Annotated in this window: 16 protein-coding genes; 6 read left to right on the top strand and 10 right to left on the bottom strand. The window is 66.5% G+C overall.

Going from position 1 to position 14,537, the window contains the following annotated elements; all coding sequences use genetic code 11:
• Positions 1–3: 3 nt before the first annotated feature.
• Positions 4–438 carry a DUF488 domain-containing protein gene (locus SB4_RS01710; RefSeq protein WP_058751157.1) on the bottom strand — a complete coding sequence of 145 codons (435 nt, stop codon included), beginning with the start codon at positions 436–438 and terminating at the stop codon, positions 4–6.
• 74 nt (positions 439–512) lie between these two features.
• On the opposite strand from SB4_RS01710, the gene trmFO reads away from it, so the two are divergent.
• Positions 513–1,907: a methylenetetrahydrofolate--tRNA-(uracil(54)-C(5))-methyltransferase (FADH(2)-oxidizing) TrmFO gene (trmFO, locus tag SB4_RS01705; protein WP_058751156.1), complete on the top strand. Its 1,395-nt coding sequence runs from the start codon at positions 513–515 to the stop codon at positions 1,905–1,907.
• Here trmFO and SB4_RS01700 read toward each other — a convergent pair.
• From SB4_RS01700 to pdhA, 4 genes are all read right to left on the bottom strand, one after another.
• Positions 1,816–2,307: an EF-hand domain-containing protein gene (locus SB4_RS01700; protein ID WP_058751155.1), complete on the bottom strand. Its 492-nt coding sequence runs from the start codon at positions 2,305–2,307 to the stop codon at positions 1,816–1,818. The two genes, trmFO and SB4_RS01700, sit on opposite strands and share 92 nt — an antisense overlap.
• Positions 2,308–2,543: 236 nt before the next feature.
• Positions 2,544–3,236, bottom strand: coding sequence for a squalene/phytoene synthase family protein (locus tag SB4_RS01695; protein ID WP_058751154.1), 693 nt, complete (start codon positions 3,234–3,236; stop codon positions 2,544–2,546).
• Between the two features lie 89 nt (positions 3,237–3,325).
• Positions 3,326–4,756, bottom strand: coding sequence for a pyruvate dehydrogenase complex E1 component subunit beta (locus tag SB4_RS01690; protein ID WP_058751153.1), 1,431 nt, complete (start codon positions 4,754–4,756; stop codon positions 3,326–3,328).
• A gap of 1 nt (position 4,757) precedes the next feature.
• Complete coding sequence (pdhA, locus tag SB4_RS01685) at positions 4,758–5,801, bottom strand: pyruvate dehydrogenase (acetyl-transferring) E1 component subunit alpha (protein ID WP_056432896.1); 1,044 nt, start codon at positions 5,799–5,801, stop codon at positions 4,758–4,760.
• Positions 5,802–5,972: 171 nt separating this feature from the next.
• Between pdhA and SB4_RS01680 the strand changes: the two genes are divergently transcribed.
• Genes SB4_RS01680 through SB4_RS01670 form a run of 3 tightly spaced genes read left to right on the top strand, consistent with a single transcriptional unit; the run spans position 5,973 to position 9,528 of the window.
• On the top strand, positions 5,973–7,325 hold the full coding sequence (locus tag SB4_RS01680) for an MFS transporter (protein ID WP_058751152.1): 1,353 nt from the start codon (positions 5,973–5,975) through the stop codon (positions 7,323–7,325).
• Positions 7,322–8,242, top strand: coding sequence for a cysteine synthase A (gene cysK, locus SB4_RS01675; protein ID WP_058751151.1), 921 nt, complete (start codon positions 7,322–7,324; stop codon positions 8,240–8,242). Before SB4_RS01680 ends, cysK begins: the two co-directional genes overlap by 4 nt.
• Positions 8,239–9,528, top strand: a complete 1,290-nt coding sequence (locus SB4_RS01670; protein ID WP_058751150.1) for a cell wall hydrolase — start codon at positions 8,239–8,241, stop codon at positions 9,526–9,528. Before cysK ends, SB4_RS01670 begins: the two co-directional genes overlap by 4 nt.
• 101 nt (positions 9,529–9,629) lie before the next feature.
• Here SB4_RS01670 and SB4_RS01665 read toward each other — a convergent pair whose 3' ends face one another.
• From SB4_RS01665 to SB4_RS01650, 4 genes are read right to left on the bottom strand one after another with little or no spacing between them, the layout of a single operon-like run.
• Positions 9,630–10,040: a MerR family transcriptional regulator gene (locus SB4_RS01665; protein WP_058716544.1), complete on the bottom strand. Its 411-nt coding sequence runs from the start codon at positions 10,038–10,040 to the stop codon at positions 9,630–9,632.
• Positions 10,041–10,072: 32 nt separating this feature from the next.
• A complete protein-coding gene (locus SB4_RS01660; RefSeq protein WP_058751149.1) occupies positions 10,073–10,582 on the bottom strand; it encodes a lipoprotein in 510 nt (169 codons plus the stop codon).
• Entirely contained in the window at positions 10,579–10,941 is a 363-nt protein-coding gene (hisI, locus tag SB4_RS01655) for a phosphoribosyl-AMP cyclohydrolase (RefSeq protein WP_058751148.1), read from the bottom strand. Before hisI ends, SB4_RS01660 begins: the two co-directional genes overlap by 4 nt.
• A 45-nt stretch (positions 10,942–10,986) precedes the next feature.
• On the bottom strand, positions 10,987–11,238 hold the full coding sequence (locus tag SB4_RS01650) for a DUF7218 family protein (protein ID WP_058751147.1): 252 nt from the start codon (positions 11,236–11,238) through the stop codon (positions 10,987–10,989).
• Positions 11,239–11,383: 145 nt separating this feature from the next.
• Here SB4_RS01650 and purF point away from each other — a divergent pair, with 145 nt between their 5' ends.
• Both purF and SB4_RS01640 read left to right on the top strand, forming a co-directional pair.
• On the top strand, positions 11,384–12,835 hold the full coding sequence (purF, locus tag SB4_RS01645) for an amidophosphoribosyltransferase (RefSeq protein WP_193753712.1): 1,452 nt from the start codon (positions 11,384–11,386) through the stop codon (positions 12,833–12,835).
• Entirely contained in the window at positions 12,835–13,545 is a 711-nt protein-coding gene (locus SB4_RS01640; RefSeq protein WP_058734040.1) for an SDR family NAD(P)-dependent oxidoreductase, read from the top strand. Before purF ends, SB4_RS01640 begins: the two co-directional genes overlap by 1 nt.
• A gap of 16 nt (positions 13,546–13,561) precedes the next feature.
• Here the strand turns inward: SB4_RS01640 and SB4_RS01635 are convergent, their stop codons facing one another.
• The gene (locus tag SB4_RS01635; protein ID WP_058751146.1) at positions 13,562–14,536 is read right to left on the bottom strand and encodes an AAA family ATPase; all 975 of its coding nucleotides are present in this window, start codon (positions 14,534–14,536) and stop codon (positions 13,562–13,564) included.
• Between the last annotated feature and the right edge of the window lies 1 nt (position 14,537).

The following is a 14,537-nucleotide window of genomic DNA, read 5'->3' as shown; positions in this document are numbered from 1 at the left end:
CGGTCAGACGTAGAGATCGACCACGCTCACCCCCTGCCCCACCGCTTCCAGCAACAGCGTCCGGTGGCAGTGACAGGGATCGCGCTCGAAACACAGTAGCGCGCTGGCCTTCTCCCCCGCCAGATCGAGCATCCGCGCGGCGGCGGCCTGCGCTTCGGGCAAGGCGAGCTGATCGTCATAGACTTCGCGCAATGTGCCCACGTCGCCCTTCTTGGCCGCATCGCGCCCGCGCTTGGGGGTGCCCAAATCCTTCAGATGGACATAGTCGATGCCGACCTCCTTCAACGCGGCGGCCAACGGTGACTTGGAAAAGCCCGGACGCCGGGACAGCGGCAGCGCGCGAACGTCGATCAGCCGCTCGACCCCGGCCGATTTCAACGTTGCAAGGAAGCCATCGACGGTCGCGCCCTCGTAACCGATGGTGAAGATGGTGGTCATATCACCGACTTGGGGAGCCTGCTCCCTCACGCCAAGTCCTTCCAACCGGGGCCGTCCGGGTTTAAGGCGGCGCGATGACCTATGACATTCATGTGATCGGCGGCGGGCTCGCGGGCTCGGAAGCCGCCTGGCAGCTCGCCGAGGCTGGCCTGAAGGTGCGCCTGTCCGAAATGCGCGGCGGGGCGGACACCACCCCCGCCCATCATGGCGGCGACCTGGCGGAGCTGGTCTGCTCCAACTCCTTCCGGTCCGACGACGCAACCTCCAACGCGGTCGGGTTGCTGCATCAGGAGATGCGCGCGCTCGGCTCGATCATCATGGCCAAGGGCGACACCCATGCGGTACCCGCCGGCTCGGCACTGGCGGTCGATCGCGACGGTTTTTCGGGCGGCGTGACCGCGGCGCTGGAGGCCCATCCCAACATCACCATCGTCCGCGAACGGATCGATGCGTTGCCGGATGGCCCTGCGATCATCGCAACCGGCCCGCTGACCGCGCCATCACTGGCAGGCGGGATCGGCGAGGCGACGGGTGCGGAAGCGCTGGCCTTCTTCGACGCCATCGCCCCCATCGTCCACCGCGAGTCGATCGATATGGACGTCGCCTGGTTCCAGAGCCGCTGGAACAAGGGCACGGGCAAGGATTACATCAACTGCCCGATGGACAAGGAGCAGTACTACGCCTTCCATCAGGCGCTCCTCGACGGCGAGAAGACCGAGTTCCGCGAGTGGGAAAAGGACACGCCCTATTTCGACGGCTGCATGCCGGTCGAGGTGATGGCCGAACGCGGGGTGGAGACGCTGCGCTTCGGGCCGATGAAGGGCGTCGGGCTGGATGATCCGCGTACCGGGCGCTGGCCCTATGCCGTGGTCCAGCTGCGCCAGGACAATGCGGCGGGCACGCTGTGGAATATCGTCGGTTTTCAGACCAAGCTGAAATATGCCGAGCAGATCCGCATCTTCCGCACCATTCCGGGCCTGGAAAAGGCCGAGTTCGCGCGGCTGGGGGGCTTGCACCGCAACACGTTCATCCGCTCGCCCGAACTGCTCGACGCGACGCTGCGGCTGAAGTCGCGGCCGAACCTGCGTTTCGCAGGCCAGATCACGGGGTGCGAGGGTTATATCGAGAGCGCGGCGATCGGCCTGCTCTCCGGGCGTTTCGCCGCCGCCGAACTGACCGGCAAGACCATTGCGCCGCCGCCGGTCGAGACGGCTCTGGGTGCGCTGCTCGGCCATATCACCGGGCTGGCGGAGGCCGAGACCTATCAGCCGATGAACGTCAACTTCGGCCTGTTCCCGCCCATTCCCGGCCGGACCAAGAAGGCCGACCGCAAGCGGATGTACACCGACCGCGCGCGCGAGGCCCTGCCCGGCTGGCTCAACTCTCTTCCGCCGGGCCCGCCTCCTGTACCTCAGCCGGTGCCGTTCGTGCCGGAGGACAGTCCCGCCGAGCAGCCGGTCGACGCTTGACGGCGGTGGTGGCGAATTCGGCGGGGTTCATCGCGCCGGATTTGTCGCGGTCGGCGGTGGCGAATTTGGTCGTGGCCTTGATCGCCCATTCGTCGAAGCTCAGCTTACCGTCACCGTCGCGGTCCAGCTTGGCATAGGCCTTGCGCCGGGCGGCGAGATATTCCTCGCGGGTGATCGTGCCATCGCGGTCCTTGTCGTATCGGTCGAAGCGCTTCTGCTCGCGCGTGCGGGCGGAGGCTTCGGGTAAGGGCGCGTCGTCCTCGGCGGTTTGCGGGGAGGCCGCCGTGGCGGCGCTTGCGGCGGGGAGCGGGGATGGTGTGTCGGGTCGGCTACCCCATAGGAACAGCCCTGCCCCCACCAGCACGAGCGTGCCCAAGCCACCGGCCAGATAGCGCCACATCGGTTTCGTCTCCCCCGTCGAACGGGCTATGGTTAACCGGGGTTAGGCATGGGCGGCAAGGCGATTCCCTTGGCCGTCGCCCCTGCTCGTACCCCGGCGAAGGCCGGGGTCCAGTCTCTACTCGGCCTATGAGGCGCCACGGACGGGCGAGGGAGGCAATGCCTCGCATTCTTGGTTGCAGTGCAACTGGACCCCGGCCTTCGCCGGGGTACGGCTTTATCTTGAGGCGCAGTGGGTCAGCGTCCCGTCAGGCCGTGCCAAGCCAACCGCGCGGCACGTAGTGGATGACCCGGTAGGCGATCCGGGTGGCGCAGACTCTCACGGGACAGAACGCCCAAGCCGCTCAGTCCCCGCGTCCCCCGCCCCCGTTTCGATGACAGCGCGGTATCCAACGCGCCCGACGCCTGTACACCGATCCGCTCCGCCACCGGCTTGTCGCCGATATGCCTCGCCAGATCGGCCATGGCCCAGGCGATCCCGAGAACTTCCCAATCCGCACCGCCCAGCAAACGCCCGATGGAGGCGAACAATACCCCGCCCCGTGCCTCGGCATGCCGCGCGACCCGCTCGTCGTCCAGCGCCTCGCCATCATCGAGCAGCGCCTCCCACCCCTCGATCATCGGCGCCAGATCCGCCCCCCGGACTCCACCAGGCAGCACCGATCCCGCCAGCCGCTGCAAAACCGGATGCGCGGGGGCAGGCTCGCGGTCGAGCTTCTCCAGCGCCTCAAACCACCAGGTCAGCCGCATCTGGCCGATCATCGGCTCGGTCGTGCTTTGCAGGATCGAGGCGAGTTGGTGGTCGAGATCCAGCAGCGCCGCAAATCCGTCCCGTGCCGATGCGGGCGCATAGACCACCGCCAGCGCCTGTTCGCGCATCACCGCTTCGATGGCGGGCGGGGGCGGGGCGGCGGCAGAAACGTCGGTCATCCCCTGCCCTTCGCACAGGTGACGCGCATGAAAAAGGGCCTCCCGGTTTCGCGGAAGGCCCCTTTCAAACCAGAAGGTTACTCCACGGCTCAGCCGCGATAGGTCACCTTCTTGACCGCCGCGACGACCTTGTTCGCGTCGACCAGCGCCAGCTTTTCGAGGTTGGCGGCATAAGGCAGCGGCACGTCCTCGTTGGTCACGCGCAGCACCGGTGCGTCGAGGTCGTCGAACCCTTCTTCCATCACCACGGCGGTGATTTCCGATGCGATCGAACAGGTCGGCCAGCCTTCCTCGACCACAACCAGACGGTTGGTCTTGGCGAGCGACTTCAGCACCGTCTTGGTGTCGAGCGGACGCAGCGTGCGCAGGTCAATGACCTCGGCGTCGATGCCCTCGGCGGCCAGCTTCTCGGCGGCTTCGAGCGCGACGCCCACGCCGATCGAATAGGAGACGAGCGTCACGTCCTTGCCCTCGCGCATGATCCGCGCCTTGCCGATCGGCAAGACGAAATCGTCGAGCTTGGGCACATCGAACGAACGACCGTACATCAGCTCGTTCTCGAGGAACACGACCGGGTCTTCCGAACGGATCGCGGCCTTCAACAGGCCCTTGGCATCGGCCGCGTCATAGGGCGCGATCACGATCAGGCCGGGGACCGAAGCGTACCACGGACCGTAGTTCTGCGAGTGCTGCGCACCGACACGGCTGGCGGCACCATTGGGGCCACGGAACACGATCGGGCAGCGCATCTGGCCACCGGACATATAGTTGGTCTTGGCGGCCGAGTTGATGATGTGGTCGATCGCCTGCATGGCGAAGTTGAACGTCATGAACTCGATGACCGGGCGCAGGCCGCCCATGGCGGCACCGGTGCCGACACCGGCAAAGCCATATTCGGTGATCGGCGTGTCGATCACGCGACGGTCGCCGAACTCGTCCAGCAGGCCTTGGGTAACCTTATACGCGCCCTGATACTGGGCGACTTCCTCGCCCATCACGAAGACGCGGTCGTCGGCGCGCATTTCCTCGGCCATCGCGTCGCGCAGCGCTTCGCGGACGGTCAGCTTCACCATCTCGGTGCCTTCCGGGATTTCCGGCGAGGCGGGCGCTTCCTGCTCGGCTGCGGCGACCAGCTTCTGGGTGCCGCTTTCCTGCTCGGCCGCAGCCGCGCCTTCCGGCATCGGCGGGGCCTTGTGGTCGGTCGCCTCGTTCTTCGGCGCGGCATTGGCCGCATCGCCCGAACGCGAACCCGAGGCGGCGGCGGACGCGACGTCCTCGCCTTCCTCGGCCAGCAGCGCGATGGCGGTACCGACCTTCACATTGTCGGTGCCCTCGGCGACCAGGATCTTGGCGATCACGCCTTCATCAACGGCTTCGAATTCCATCGTCGCCTTGTCGGTCTCGATCTCGGCCATGATGTCGCCGGACTTGACCGTATCGCCTTCCTTCACGAGCCACTTGGCGAGCGTGCCCTCTTCCATGGTCGGGGAAAGGGCCGGCATCTTGATCTCGATCGCCATCTCAGTAACGCTCCACCAGCACTTCAGTGTAGAGTTCAGCCACATCGGGCTCGGGGGTCTGCTCGGCGAAGTCCGCCGCTTCGTTGACCTGCTTGCGAATGTCCTGCTCCAGGACCTTCAGATCGGCCTCGGTCACGCCCTGCTCTTCGAGCAGACGCTTCACGTGATCGATCGGATCGGACTTGTCGCGCACGCCCTGCACTTCCTCGCGGCTGCGATACTTTGCGGGGTCGGACATGGAGTGACCGCGATAGCGATAGGTCTTCATCTCGAGGATGACCGGACCCTTGCCCGCACGGACCCAGGCCAACGCCTCTTCGGCCGCACCGCGGCACGCCAGCACGTCCATGCCGTCGACCTGGATGCCGGGGATGCGGAAGCTCTCGCCACGGCGATACAACTGGTCCTCGGACGAGGCGCGGTTGACCGCGGTGCCCATGGCGTACTGGTTGTTCTCGATCACGAAGATGATCGGGAGCTTCCACAGCTCGGCCATGTTGAAACTCTCGTACACCTGGCCCTGATTGGCAGCACCATCGCCGAAATAGGCGAGGCAGACGCCGCCGTCATTGCTATACTTGTGCCCGAACGCCAGGCCGGTGCCCAGCGACACCTGCGCGCCCACGATGCCGTGGCCGCCGTAGAATTTATGCTCGGTCGAGAACATGTGCATCGACCCGCCCTTGCCCTTGGAGATGCCGGCGGCACGCCCCGTAAGCTCGGCCATGATGACCTTGGGATCGATGCCATAGGCCAGCATATGACCATGGTCGCGATATCCGGTGATGACCGAATCCTTGTCGCCGTCGAGCGCCGACTGGAGACCCACCGCCACGGCTTCCTGGCCGATATACAGATGGCAGAAACCGCCGATCAGGCCGAGGCCATAGAGCTGACCCGCCTTTTCTTCAAAGCGGCGGATCAGGAGCATCTGCTTGTAGAAATCCAGCAACTGTTCCTTGGTAGCCTGGAACGGTTGCGGTTCGGCGGGACGCTCCCGATTGGGAATGGGGGGCTCGCTGGTACGGCTTGGAGCTTTTGCCACAGTCGGGAACACCTTTGTTTCCGTTGGGGAAGGATGCGAGCCTATTGGCGCGCTTTGTCAGGAAACTCAATTCCCCCTTTGAATTCCCACCCGGACAGCGGGAATTTAGGGGAGAATAGCTTTGCCTCGGTTGCCTTGTCGGCGAACCACAGCCTACAACGCGCGTCAACCATGGACAAACCCCTACACCCGTTCCGCATTGCCAATTTCCGCAGCTATTGGCTGTCGCGGTTCAGCGGAACCATTGCCGTCTCCGCCATGTCGATCGTGATCGGATGGCAGGTCTATAACCTGGCGCGCGAGACCATGGACGTGCGCCAAGCCGCCTTCATGCTGGGCATGATCGGTTTCGCGCAGTTCGTGCCGCTGTTCCTGCTGACCCCGATCACCGGGCTGGTCGCCGACAGCGTCGACCGGCGCTGGATCGTGCGGGCGACGACCGCGCTGCTGGTGCTGACCGCAGCGGCGCTCTGGCTGCTGACCCGAACGGGGCATCTGAGCCTGGCGGCGCTCTTCACCGCCGCCGTCGCCTTCGGCATCGCACGCGCCTTTTCGGGGCCAGCCTATTCCTCCCTCGCCCCCAATCTGGTGCCGCGCGAGAGCCTGCCCACCGCCATCGCGGTCAGTTCGATCGCGTGGCAGGTCGGCACGATCGCGGGACCGAGCGTCGGCGGCCTGCTCTACGCCGTCCACCCGGAATTCGCGTACGGCGTGGCGACCCTGTTGTTCGCGATCGCGCTGTTCTGCATCTTCCTTATCGGCCCGGTGCCGCAGCCGCCCGCACAGACCGACCATCGCCCGCTGGCCCGAATCGTCGAAGGGTTCAGCTATGTCCGCCGCAACCGGCTGGTGCAGGCGGCGATCACGCTCGATCTGTTCGCGGTGCTGCTGGCGGGGGCAACCTCGCTGTTGCCGGTCTATGCGCGCGACATCCTGCATGTCGGATCGCAGGGGCTGGGCGTCCTGGCGGCAGGCATGGGGATCGGCGCGGCCTCGACCGCCATCTGGTTCTCGTTCAAGCCGATGACGCAGAATGTCGGGGTGAAGATGCTGATCGCGGTCGTCGTGTTCGGCCTGTCGATCCTGACCTTCGGCATCGCCAGCCACATCACCGGCGCGCTGGGGTTGAGCACGGGGACGCTGGCGCTGGGCGGCACGACCATCTTCGTCCATCCCGCCTTTCTCCTCAGCCTGGCCGCACTGATCTGCGCGGGCGGCGCCGACATGGTGTCGGTCTATGTCCGCCAGTCGCTGATCCAGCTTCACACACCCGACGCCATGCGCGGCCGGGTGAGCGCGGTGTCGCAACTGACCATCTCCGCCTCGAACGAACTGGGCGAGTTCGAGAGCGGGGTCATGGCCTCCATCCTCGGCCCCGTCGGCGCTGTGGTGTTCGGCGGGCTGGGTGCAATCGGCGTCACCCTGCTGTGGTCGCGGCTGTTCCCGGAACTCCGGCGGGCGCGAACCTTTGATCCTCCTGAAATCCTTGCAACCGAACCTAGCCACGGAGAAGCCAAGCCATGAAGGCCAACACCATCCTGGAGACGATCGGCAACACGCCGCATGTGAAGATCCAGCGGCTGTTCCCCGGATCGGAGGTCTGGATCAAGTCGGAACGCTCGAACCCCGGCGGGTCGATCAAGGACCGCATCGCGCTGGCGATGATCGAGGCGGCGGAAGCCAGCGGCGATCTGAAGCCCGGCGGCACCATCGTCGAGCCGACCAGCGGCAATACCGGCGTCGGCCTGGCGATGGTCGCGGCGGTCAAGGGTTACAAGCTGATCCTGGTGATGCCCGAATCCATGTCGATCGAGCGCCGCCGCCTGATGCTGGCCTATGGCGCGACCTTCGACCTGACGCCGCGGGAAAAGGGCATGAAGGGCGCGATCGAACGCGCGCTGAAGATCGTGCGCGAGACGCCTGGTGCTTGGATGCCGCAGCAGTTCGAGAACTCGGCGAATATCGACGTGCATGTTCGCACGACCGCGCAGGAAATCCTGAACGACTTCCGCGATTCGCCGATCGACGTCATCATCACCGGCGTCGGCACCGGCGGCCATATCACCGGCGTCGCCGAGACGCTGAAGAAGGAATGGCCGCAACTGAAGGTCTATGCGGTCGAGCCCGCCGCCTCACCGGTCATTCAGGGCGGCCAGCCGGGTCCCCACCCGATCCAGGGCATCGGCGCGGGCTTCATCCCGGCCAACCTCCACACCCAGGCGATCGACGGCGTGATCGAGGTCGATGCGAACGTCGCTAAGGACATGGCCCGCCGCTCGGCCCGTGAAGAGGGGTTGCTGGTCGGCATCTCGTCGGGCGCGACGCTGGCGGCGATCCTGCAGAAGCTGCCCGACCTGCCCGAGGGCGTACGCGTGCTCGGCTTCAACTATGACACGGGCGAGCGTTACCTGTCGGTGCCGGACTTCCTGCCCGAACAGTGAGCACCGCTGATCGGCCGCGCGGCGGCATCCGCACGGCACTATTTGCCATCGCCGGTACGGCCAGCGTCGTACCGGCTTTGCTTGTGGCGAACGCGCCCGCCATCCCCAAGGCGCACGGCGCCGCCCTTGAGCGGCTGCGCCAGGCACCACGCGTCGTGCCGCCGGCCGAACTGCCCCCGGTCGAGCCGGTGTCGTTCATCGACATGACCCCGGACGAAGCACGCGCCTATAATGAAGGCGTACCCTTCTCGACCGATCCAAACCCGGCGGCGCGCCCGTTCATCTATCGCGGGTCACCCGAGGACAAAGCGCGCGCGCTCGACTGCCTGGCGGCGGGCGTGCTGTACGAGGCGGGCGACGACGCCAAGGGCGAGCAGGCGGTGGCGCAGGTCGTTCTCAATCGCCTGCGCCACCCCGCTTTTCCCAAGACAGTGTGCGGCGTCGTGTTCGAGGGGCAGAAGCGCCCGACCGGTTGCCAGTTCACCTTCTCTTGCGACGGAGCGCTGACCAAATGGCAACCGCCGGAAGCCGCCTGGACCCGCGCTCGCGAGATCGCGACGATGGCGCTGAACGGAAAGGTTTTCCGCCCAGTCGGCCATGCGACCCATTACCATACCGACTGGGTCGTCCCCTATTGGCAGGCGAGCCTGGACAAGGTCGCCCGTGTCGGCAGCCATTTGTTCTTCCGCTGGTCCGGCTGGTGGGGCACACCGCCCGCCTTCAACCGGCATCTGGTGCCGGGCGAGCCGGTCATCGAGCATCTGGCCCCCTTCTCGCCCGCGCACCGGGCTGGGACGGATGCCAGCGACGAAGCGGGGGCCGCCCTGGCCGAAGGAGCGGTGGCGACGGGGACCATGGCACCGCTCGCCAGCGAACCCGACACCTTCCTCATCACCCTGCCCGCCGGACTCTCGCCCGATGGTTTCCCGGCTCTGGCCACGACCCTGTGCGGGCCGCGCAAGCATTGCACGATCATGGCATGGCGCGACGCTGCCACGACGGCCTCTTCGGTGCCGCTCAATCAGGCCCAGATGGAGACGATGGCGTTCAGCTATTTCCGCGATGCCGGGATCGGGCTGGAGCGGACGCTGTGGAATTGCGGCATCTATACCGCGTTCAAGGGGCCGCGCTGTATGAAGCGTACGCCCCTGACGACTGCCCCGATAGCCACTCCAACGCCGCAGCCCAGTCCAACGCCGACACCGACCCCTACGGACGAATTGACCGGCGTCCGTCGCGCCAGCACGACGCCAGCCGAGGCCAAACCCAAAACGCCCCCACTATAGGGCTTCGCATCTCAAAATTTACACCCGCCCCGTCGAAGGCCGGGGTCCAGTCGCAAGCCAGTGGAAGGCGGCCACAGTCCTTACCCAGATTGCGCCCCGCCCTATTCCCGATGCGATTCGACCAGCGCGACAAACTCGGTCAGCTCGGCGATCGCGGCGTCGATGTCGCGCTTCTGCGCCTCGAGCGTTTCGATCTTGGCGGTGCAGCGGGCGATGGTGACCTCGCGCTGCTGGCGGCGACCGTCGCCCAGGTCATACAGGTCGATCATCTCGCGAATATCGGCGAGGCTGAATCCCACCCGCTTGCCGCGCAAGATCCAGGCAAGCCGCGCCCGGTCCCGCTGCGAATAGATACGCTGCGTGCCGCGCCGCTCCGGCGAGATCAGCCCTTCATCCTCATAGAAGCGCAGCGCACGCGCGGTCACGCCGAATTCGCTGCACAATTCGGTGATCGAATAATCGTCGCGATCGGCGCGGGGCAGCGGTTCGGCGGAGGCGGCGACCTTGGTCATGGCGCAAACGCTATATGCCCTTTACGTGAACGTCAATCGACGCACAGCGCCTTGCCACCGGGGCTGCGCAACGCGCGCGCCTCTGCGACCGAGGTGCTGATCCGCTCGACGATCAGCGCCGACAAAGTGGCTCGGCCGGTGCACAGCGTATTGCACTCGGTCGGCAGGCCAGCGGGAAACTGGATACTGTCGCCATCGAAGCGCGCACGGAAACGACACGCGCCGAGCGCGACCTTCAACTCGGTCACCGACCGCTCCAGTGTCCCCGAGGCGACGCAGCCCTGCCCCTCGCCATAATCGAGCACCACGCCGATCCGCCGCACCGGATCGCCGTCCTTTGCCCCGCGCGGCAGGATACACATTCGGTCGGTATCGCGTGACCACATCCCATCGAGCGGCACGGCGGCCGGATCGGCAACCAGGCCCGCTGCGATGCTGGCTGTCTCCAGCCGATCCCCCGCCGCATTGTCGATGCTGTCCGCGCCCTGCCCGCAACCCGCGAGCACCAGCGTCGCCACCAGCGCCAGGACGGAGCGTCTCACGCGATCGGGGCCAGTCCGTCGCCCTCGATTCGGCGAAAGAAGCAGCTCCGTGCGCCGGTGTGACAGGCAGGCCCCGCCGGTTCGCAAATCAGCCAGAGCGCATCTTGGTCGCAATCGATCCGCATCTCGACGACGCGCAGGACATGGCCCGACGTTTCGCCCTTCTTCCAGAGCCGCCCCCGGCTCCTTGACCAGAAATGCGCCTCGCCGCTGGTTCGCGTCGCTGCCAGCGCCTCGGCATTCATATGTGCGACCATCAGCAACTCGCCGCTCGCGCGGTCGGTTGCAATCGCGGTCAGCAATCCGTTGGAATCGAATTTGGGATCGAGCGTCAGCCCGGTATCGCGTTTGTCGGCCATCCGCCCAGATTAAAGCGGACCGGGGCGGAAGTCATCCACCGCCGGTCAACCGTGACCGCGAATCGCCTCGACCAACTCCGCCTTGTTCATCTCCGAGCGCCCCACGATCCCGATCTTGCGCGCCTCCTTCATCAGATCGTCCTTGGTGCGATCCTCCAAATGCGTCGAGCGATGCTCCAGCGTGCCCTTGGCCTTTGCGTTGGCAATGCGCGCCGCCTTTTCCTTGGACTCGCCCTGCTTGCGCAGTTCCTCGTACAGGGCATCATCCTTGATCTGAGGGCCATGATCGCGCGCCATATGGCATCTCCTGTTTTCGGCCTCCGAAACGCAGCGTCCGCGAAAATGATCCGGGCGATGATGACAAACAGGCGACAAACCCGGATCACATTCCTATATGCGCCCCGTCTGCCCCTTAGTTGCGAACGTTGCGAGCGCCTCTCCCATGCTGACCACCAACCCCTTCGACGACGACAAACTCCGCGAGGAATGCGGCATTTTCGGCGTGTCCGGCGCCAGCGGCGCGGCCGCGCTGACCGCGCTCGGCCTGCATGCGCTCCAGCATCGCGGGCAGGAAGCGGCCGGCATCACCAGCTTCGACGGCACGTTGTTCCACACCCACCGCGCGATGGGTCATGTCGCGGGCAATTTCGACCGTGACGACGTGATCCGTGGTCTGCCGGGCGAAGTCGCCTGCGGCCACGTTCGCTACTCGACCACCGGCGAAACCGCGCTGCGCAACGTCCAGCCGCTCTATGCCGACCTGTCGACCGGCGGCTTCGCCATCGCGCATAACGGCAATATCTCCAACGCGATGAAGCTGCGTCGCGAGCTCGTCCGTCGCGGGTCGATCTTCCAATCGACCAGCGATACCGAGACGATCATCCACCTCGTCGCGACCTCCAATTATCGCACCCTGCTCGACCGGTTCATCGACGCGCTGAAGCAGGTCGAGGGCGCCTATTCGCTGATCGTGATGACGCCCGAGGGCATGATCGCCTGCCGCGATCCGCTGGGCATCCGGCCGCTGGTCATGGGCCGCCTGGACGGCGCGGTGATCTTCGCGTCCGAGACCGTGGCCCTCGACGTGTGCGGCGCGACCTTCGAGCGTGCAGTCGAGCCCGGCGAGCTGGTCATCGTGCAGGGCACGGAAATCCGCTCGATCCACCCCTTCCAGGCGGTCGATGCCCGCCCCTGCATCTTCGAGTGGGTCTATTTCAGCCGCCCCGATTCGATCGCGGGCGACCAGTCGGTCTATTCGGTGCGCAAGGAGATCGGTGCGCAGCTGGCCCTTGAAGCGCCGGTCGACGCCGATCTGGTCATTCCGGTGCCCGACTCCGGCGTCCCTGCGGCCATCGGCTATGCCCAGGCCTCGGGCATTCCGTTCGAGCTGGGCATCATCCGCTCGCACTATGTCGGCCGCACCTTCATCCAGCCGGGCGACAAGGTTCGCCATCTGGGCGTCAAGCTGAAGCACAACGCCAACCGCGCGCTGATCCAAGGCAAGAAGGTCGTTCTGATCGACGACTCGATCGTGCGCGGCACCACCAGCCTGAAGATCGTGCAGATGATGCGCGAAGCGGGTGCGGCCGAGGTGCATATGCGCATCGCGTCGCCCCCGACGCGTCACTCCTGCTTCTACGGCGTCGACACGCCCGAGCGCGCCAAGCTGCTCGCCGCCAAGCTGGACCTGGGCGGGATGACCGACTTCATCCATGCCGACAGCCTGTCCTTCGTGTCGATCGAGGGGCTGTACAAGGCGCTGAACGCGGCGCGCGGCGACAAGCCCAGCTATTGCGACGCCTGTTTCACCGGCGACTATCCGACCACGCTGACCGACCATGACGAAAGCGCGACGGTCGACCAGTTCGCGATGCTGGCCGAGCGGGTCGCCTGATGGCGGGTCCGCTCGACGGCAAGCTGGCGCTGGTCACCGGGGCCAGCCGGGGTATCGGCGCGGCGACGGCCATCGCGCTGGGCGCGGCGGGGGCGCATGTCGTCCTGACCGCGCGGAGCCCCAAGGGGTTGGAGGAGGTCGAGGAGACCATCTTCAACGCCGGGGGCTCGGCCACCATCGCGCCGCTCGACCTGGCTGAGAATGAGTCGATCGGCCGCCTCGCCGCCGCGATCGGCGAGCGATGGCAGGCGCTGGACGTCATGGTGCTGAACGCCGGGATGCTCGGCTCGCTGGCCGCCGTGCCCGCGATCGATCCCAAGGAGTTCGCGCGCGTCCTGACCCTGAACGTCAGCGCGCAGGCGGCGCTCATCTCCGCCTTCGACCCGATGCTTCGGCAGTCGGCAGCGGCGCGGGTGATCGGGATAACCTCCTCCGTGGGCCGCAAGCCGCGCGCCTATTGGGGCGCGTACGGCGCATCCAAGGCCGCGTTCGAGACGCTGCTCGCCGCTTATGGTGACGAGACGGCGGAGATCAGCAAGATCCGCACCGCCATCGTCGATCCGGGCGCGACACGCACCCAGATGCGGGCCAAGGCCTATCCCGGCGAAGACCCTGCTTCAGTCAAGGCGCCGGAAGTGGTCGCGGCACGGATCGCCGAACTGGCCATCCACGGGTTCGAGCCCGGCCATTTCGAGCGGGTGGGGTTGTAAAGCCTGAGGGCGATTTTCACCGCAATGTCGCGATGATCCCCGCCATCTCAAACACCGTGCCCTGCGCGTCGAGCGACAGCCCGCGTGCCGCGCCTGCCAGGTCCTGCGCCGCCGCATAGGCATCCAGCGCGACCTTCAATCCCGGCCCCGAGCGCCCACGCGCACGGCCCGCGATGAACGCAGGCACCCGGTCCAGAAACGCCTCATACCGGGCCTGCGACGCTTTCCCCGCCAGTGCCTTGGCCAGCTTCACCCGCTCGACATTGCCCGGATCGCCGGTTTCCGCGATGCGCGCGATCGCCCCGTCCAGCCCGGCGATGTTGAGCCCGGCGAAACGCAAGGCCCGCCCCGGCGCACCATCCGCCACCGCCACGAGCGAGGCGATCTCGTCTTCCTCCGCCTCGGGCAGTTGCTGGCGCAGCACCCGCGCGACGTCACCGTCCCCCAATCGCTCGAAACGGAGCAACCGACACCGTGACCGGATCGTCGGCAGCAACCGGCCCGGCGCATGACTGACGAGCAGGAACACCGTCCCCGCAGGCGGCTCCTCCAGATTCTTCAGCAGTGCGTTCGCCCCACCTCGCTCCAGATCGTCGATCGCGTCGATCAGGACGACGCGCGCCGGGCCCATGGCGGGCGCGGTCGCGAACATCGGTTGCAAGGTACGAACCTGGGCGATGGTGATCGACCGGGCCAAATCCTGATCCGGCTTGTCCGCATCCTTGGGCAGCCGTGCCATGACCCGGAAATCGGGATGCGACCCCGCCGCCATCAGCTTCGCGGTCGGATGATCCTCCGGCACCGCCAGCCCAGGCGACAGCGCCCCCGCCCCGCTCGCCCGCGCGAGCAGGCGGGTGGCGGCGGCGCGCGCAAAGCTGGCCTTACCCACGCCTTCCGGCCCAGCGATCAGCCAGGCATGGTGCAGCTTCGCGCCGCCCAGCGCGGCGGCAAAGGCGGCCTGGGCCGCGTCATTGCCGACCGGCAGGTTCATG

Origin of the sequence: Sphingomonas sanguinis, assembly GCF_001476905.1 — a bacterium.
GTDB lineage: Bacteria > Pseudomonadota > Alphaproteobacteria > Sphingomonadales > Sphingomonadaceae > Sphingomonas > Sphingomonas sanguinis_B.
Note: the sequence above shows the minus strand (reverse complement) of the source record. Positions and strands in the feature narration are given on the sequence as shown.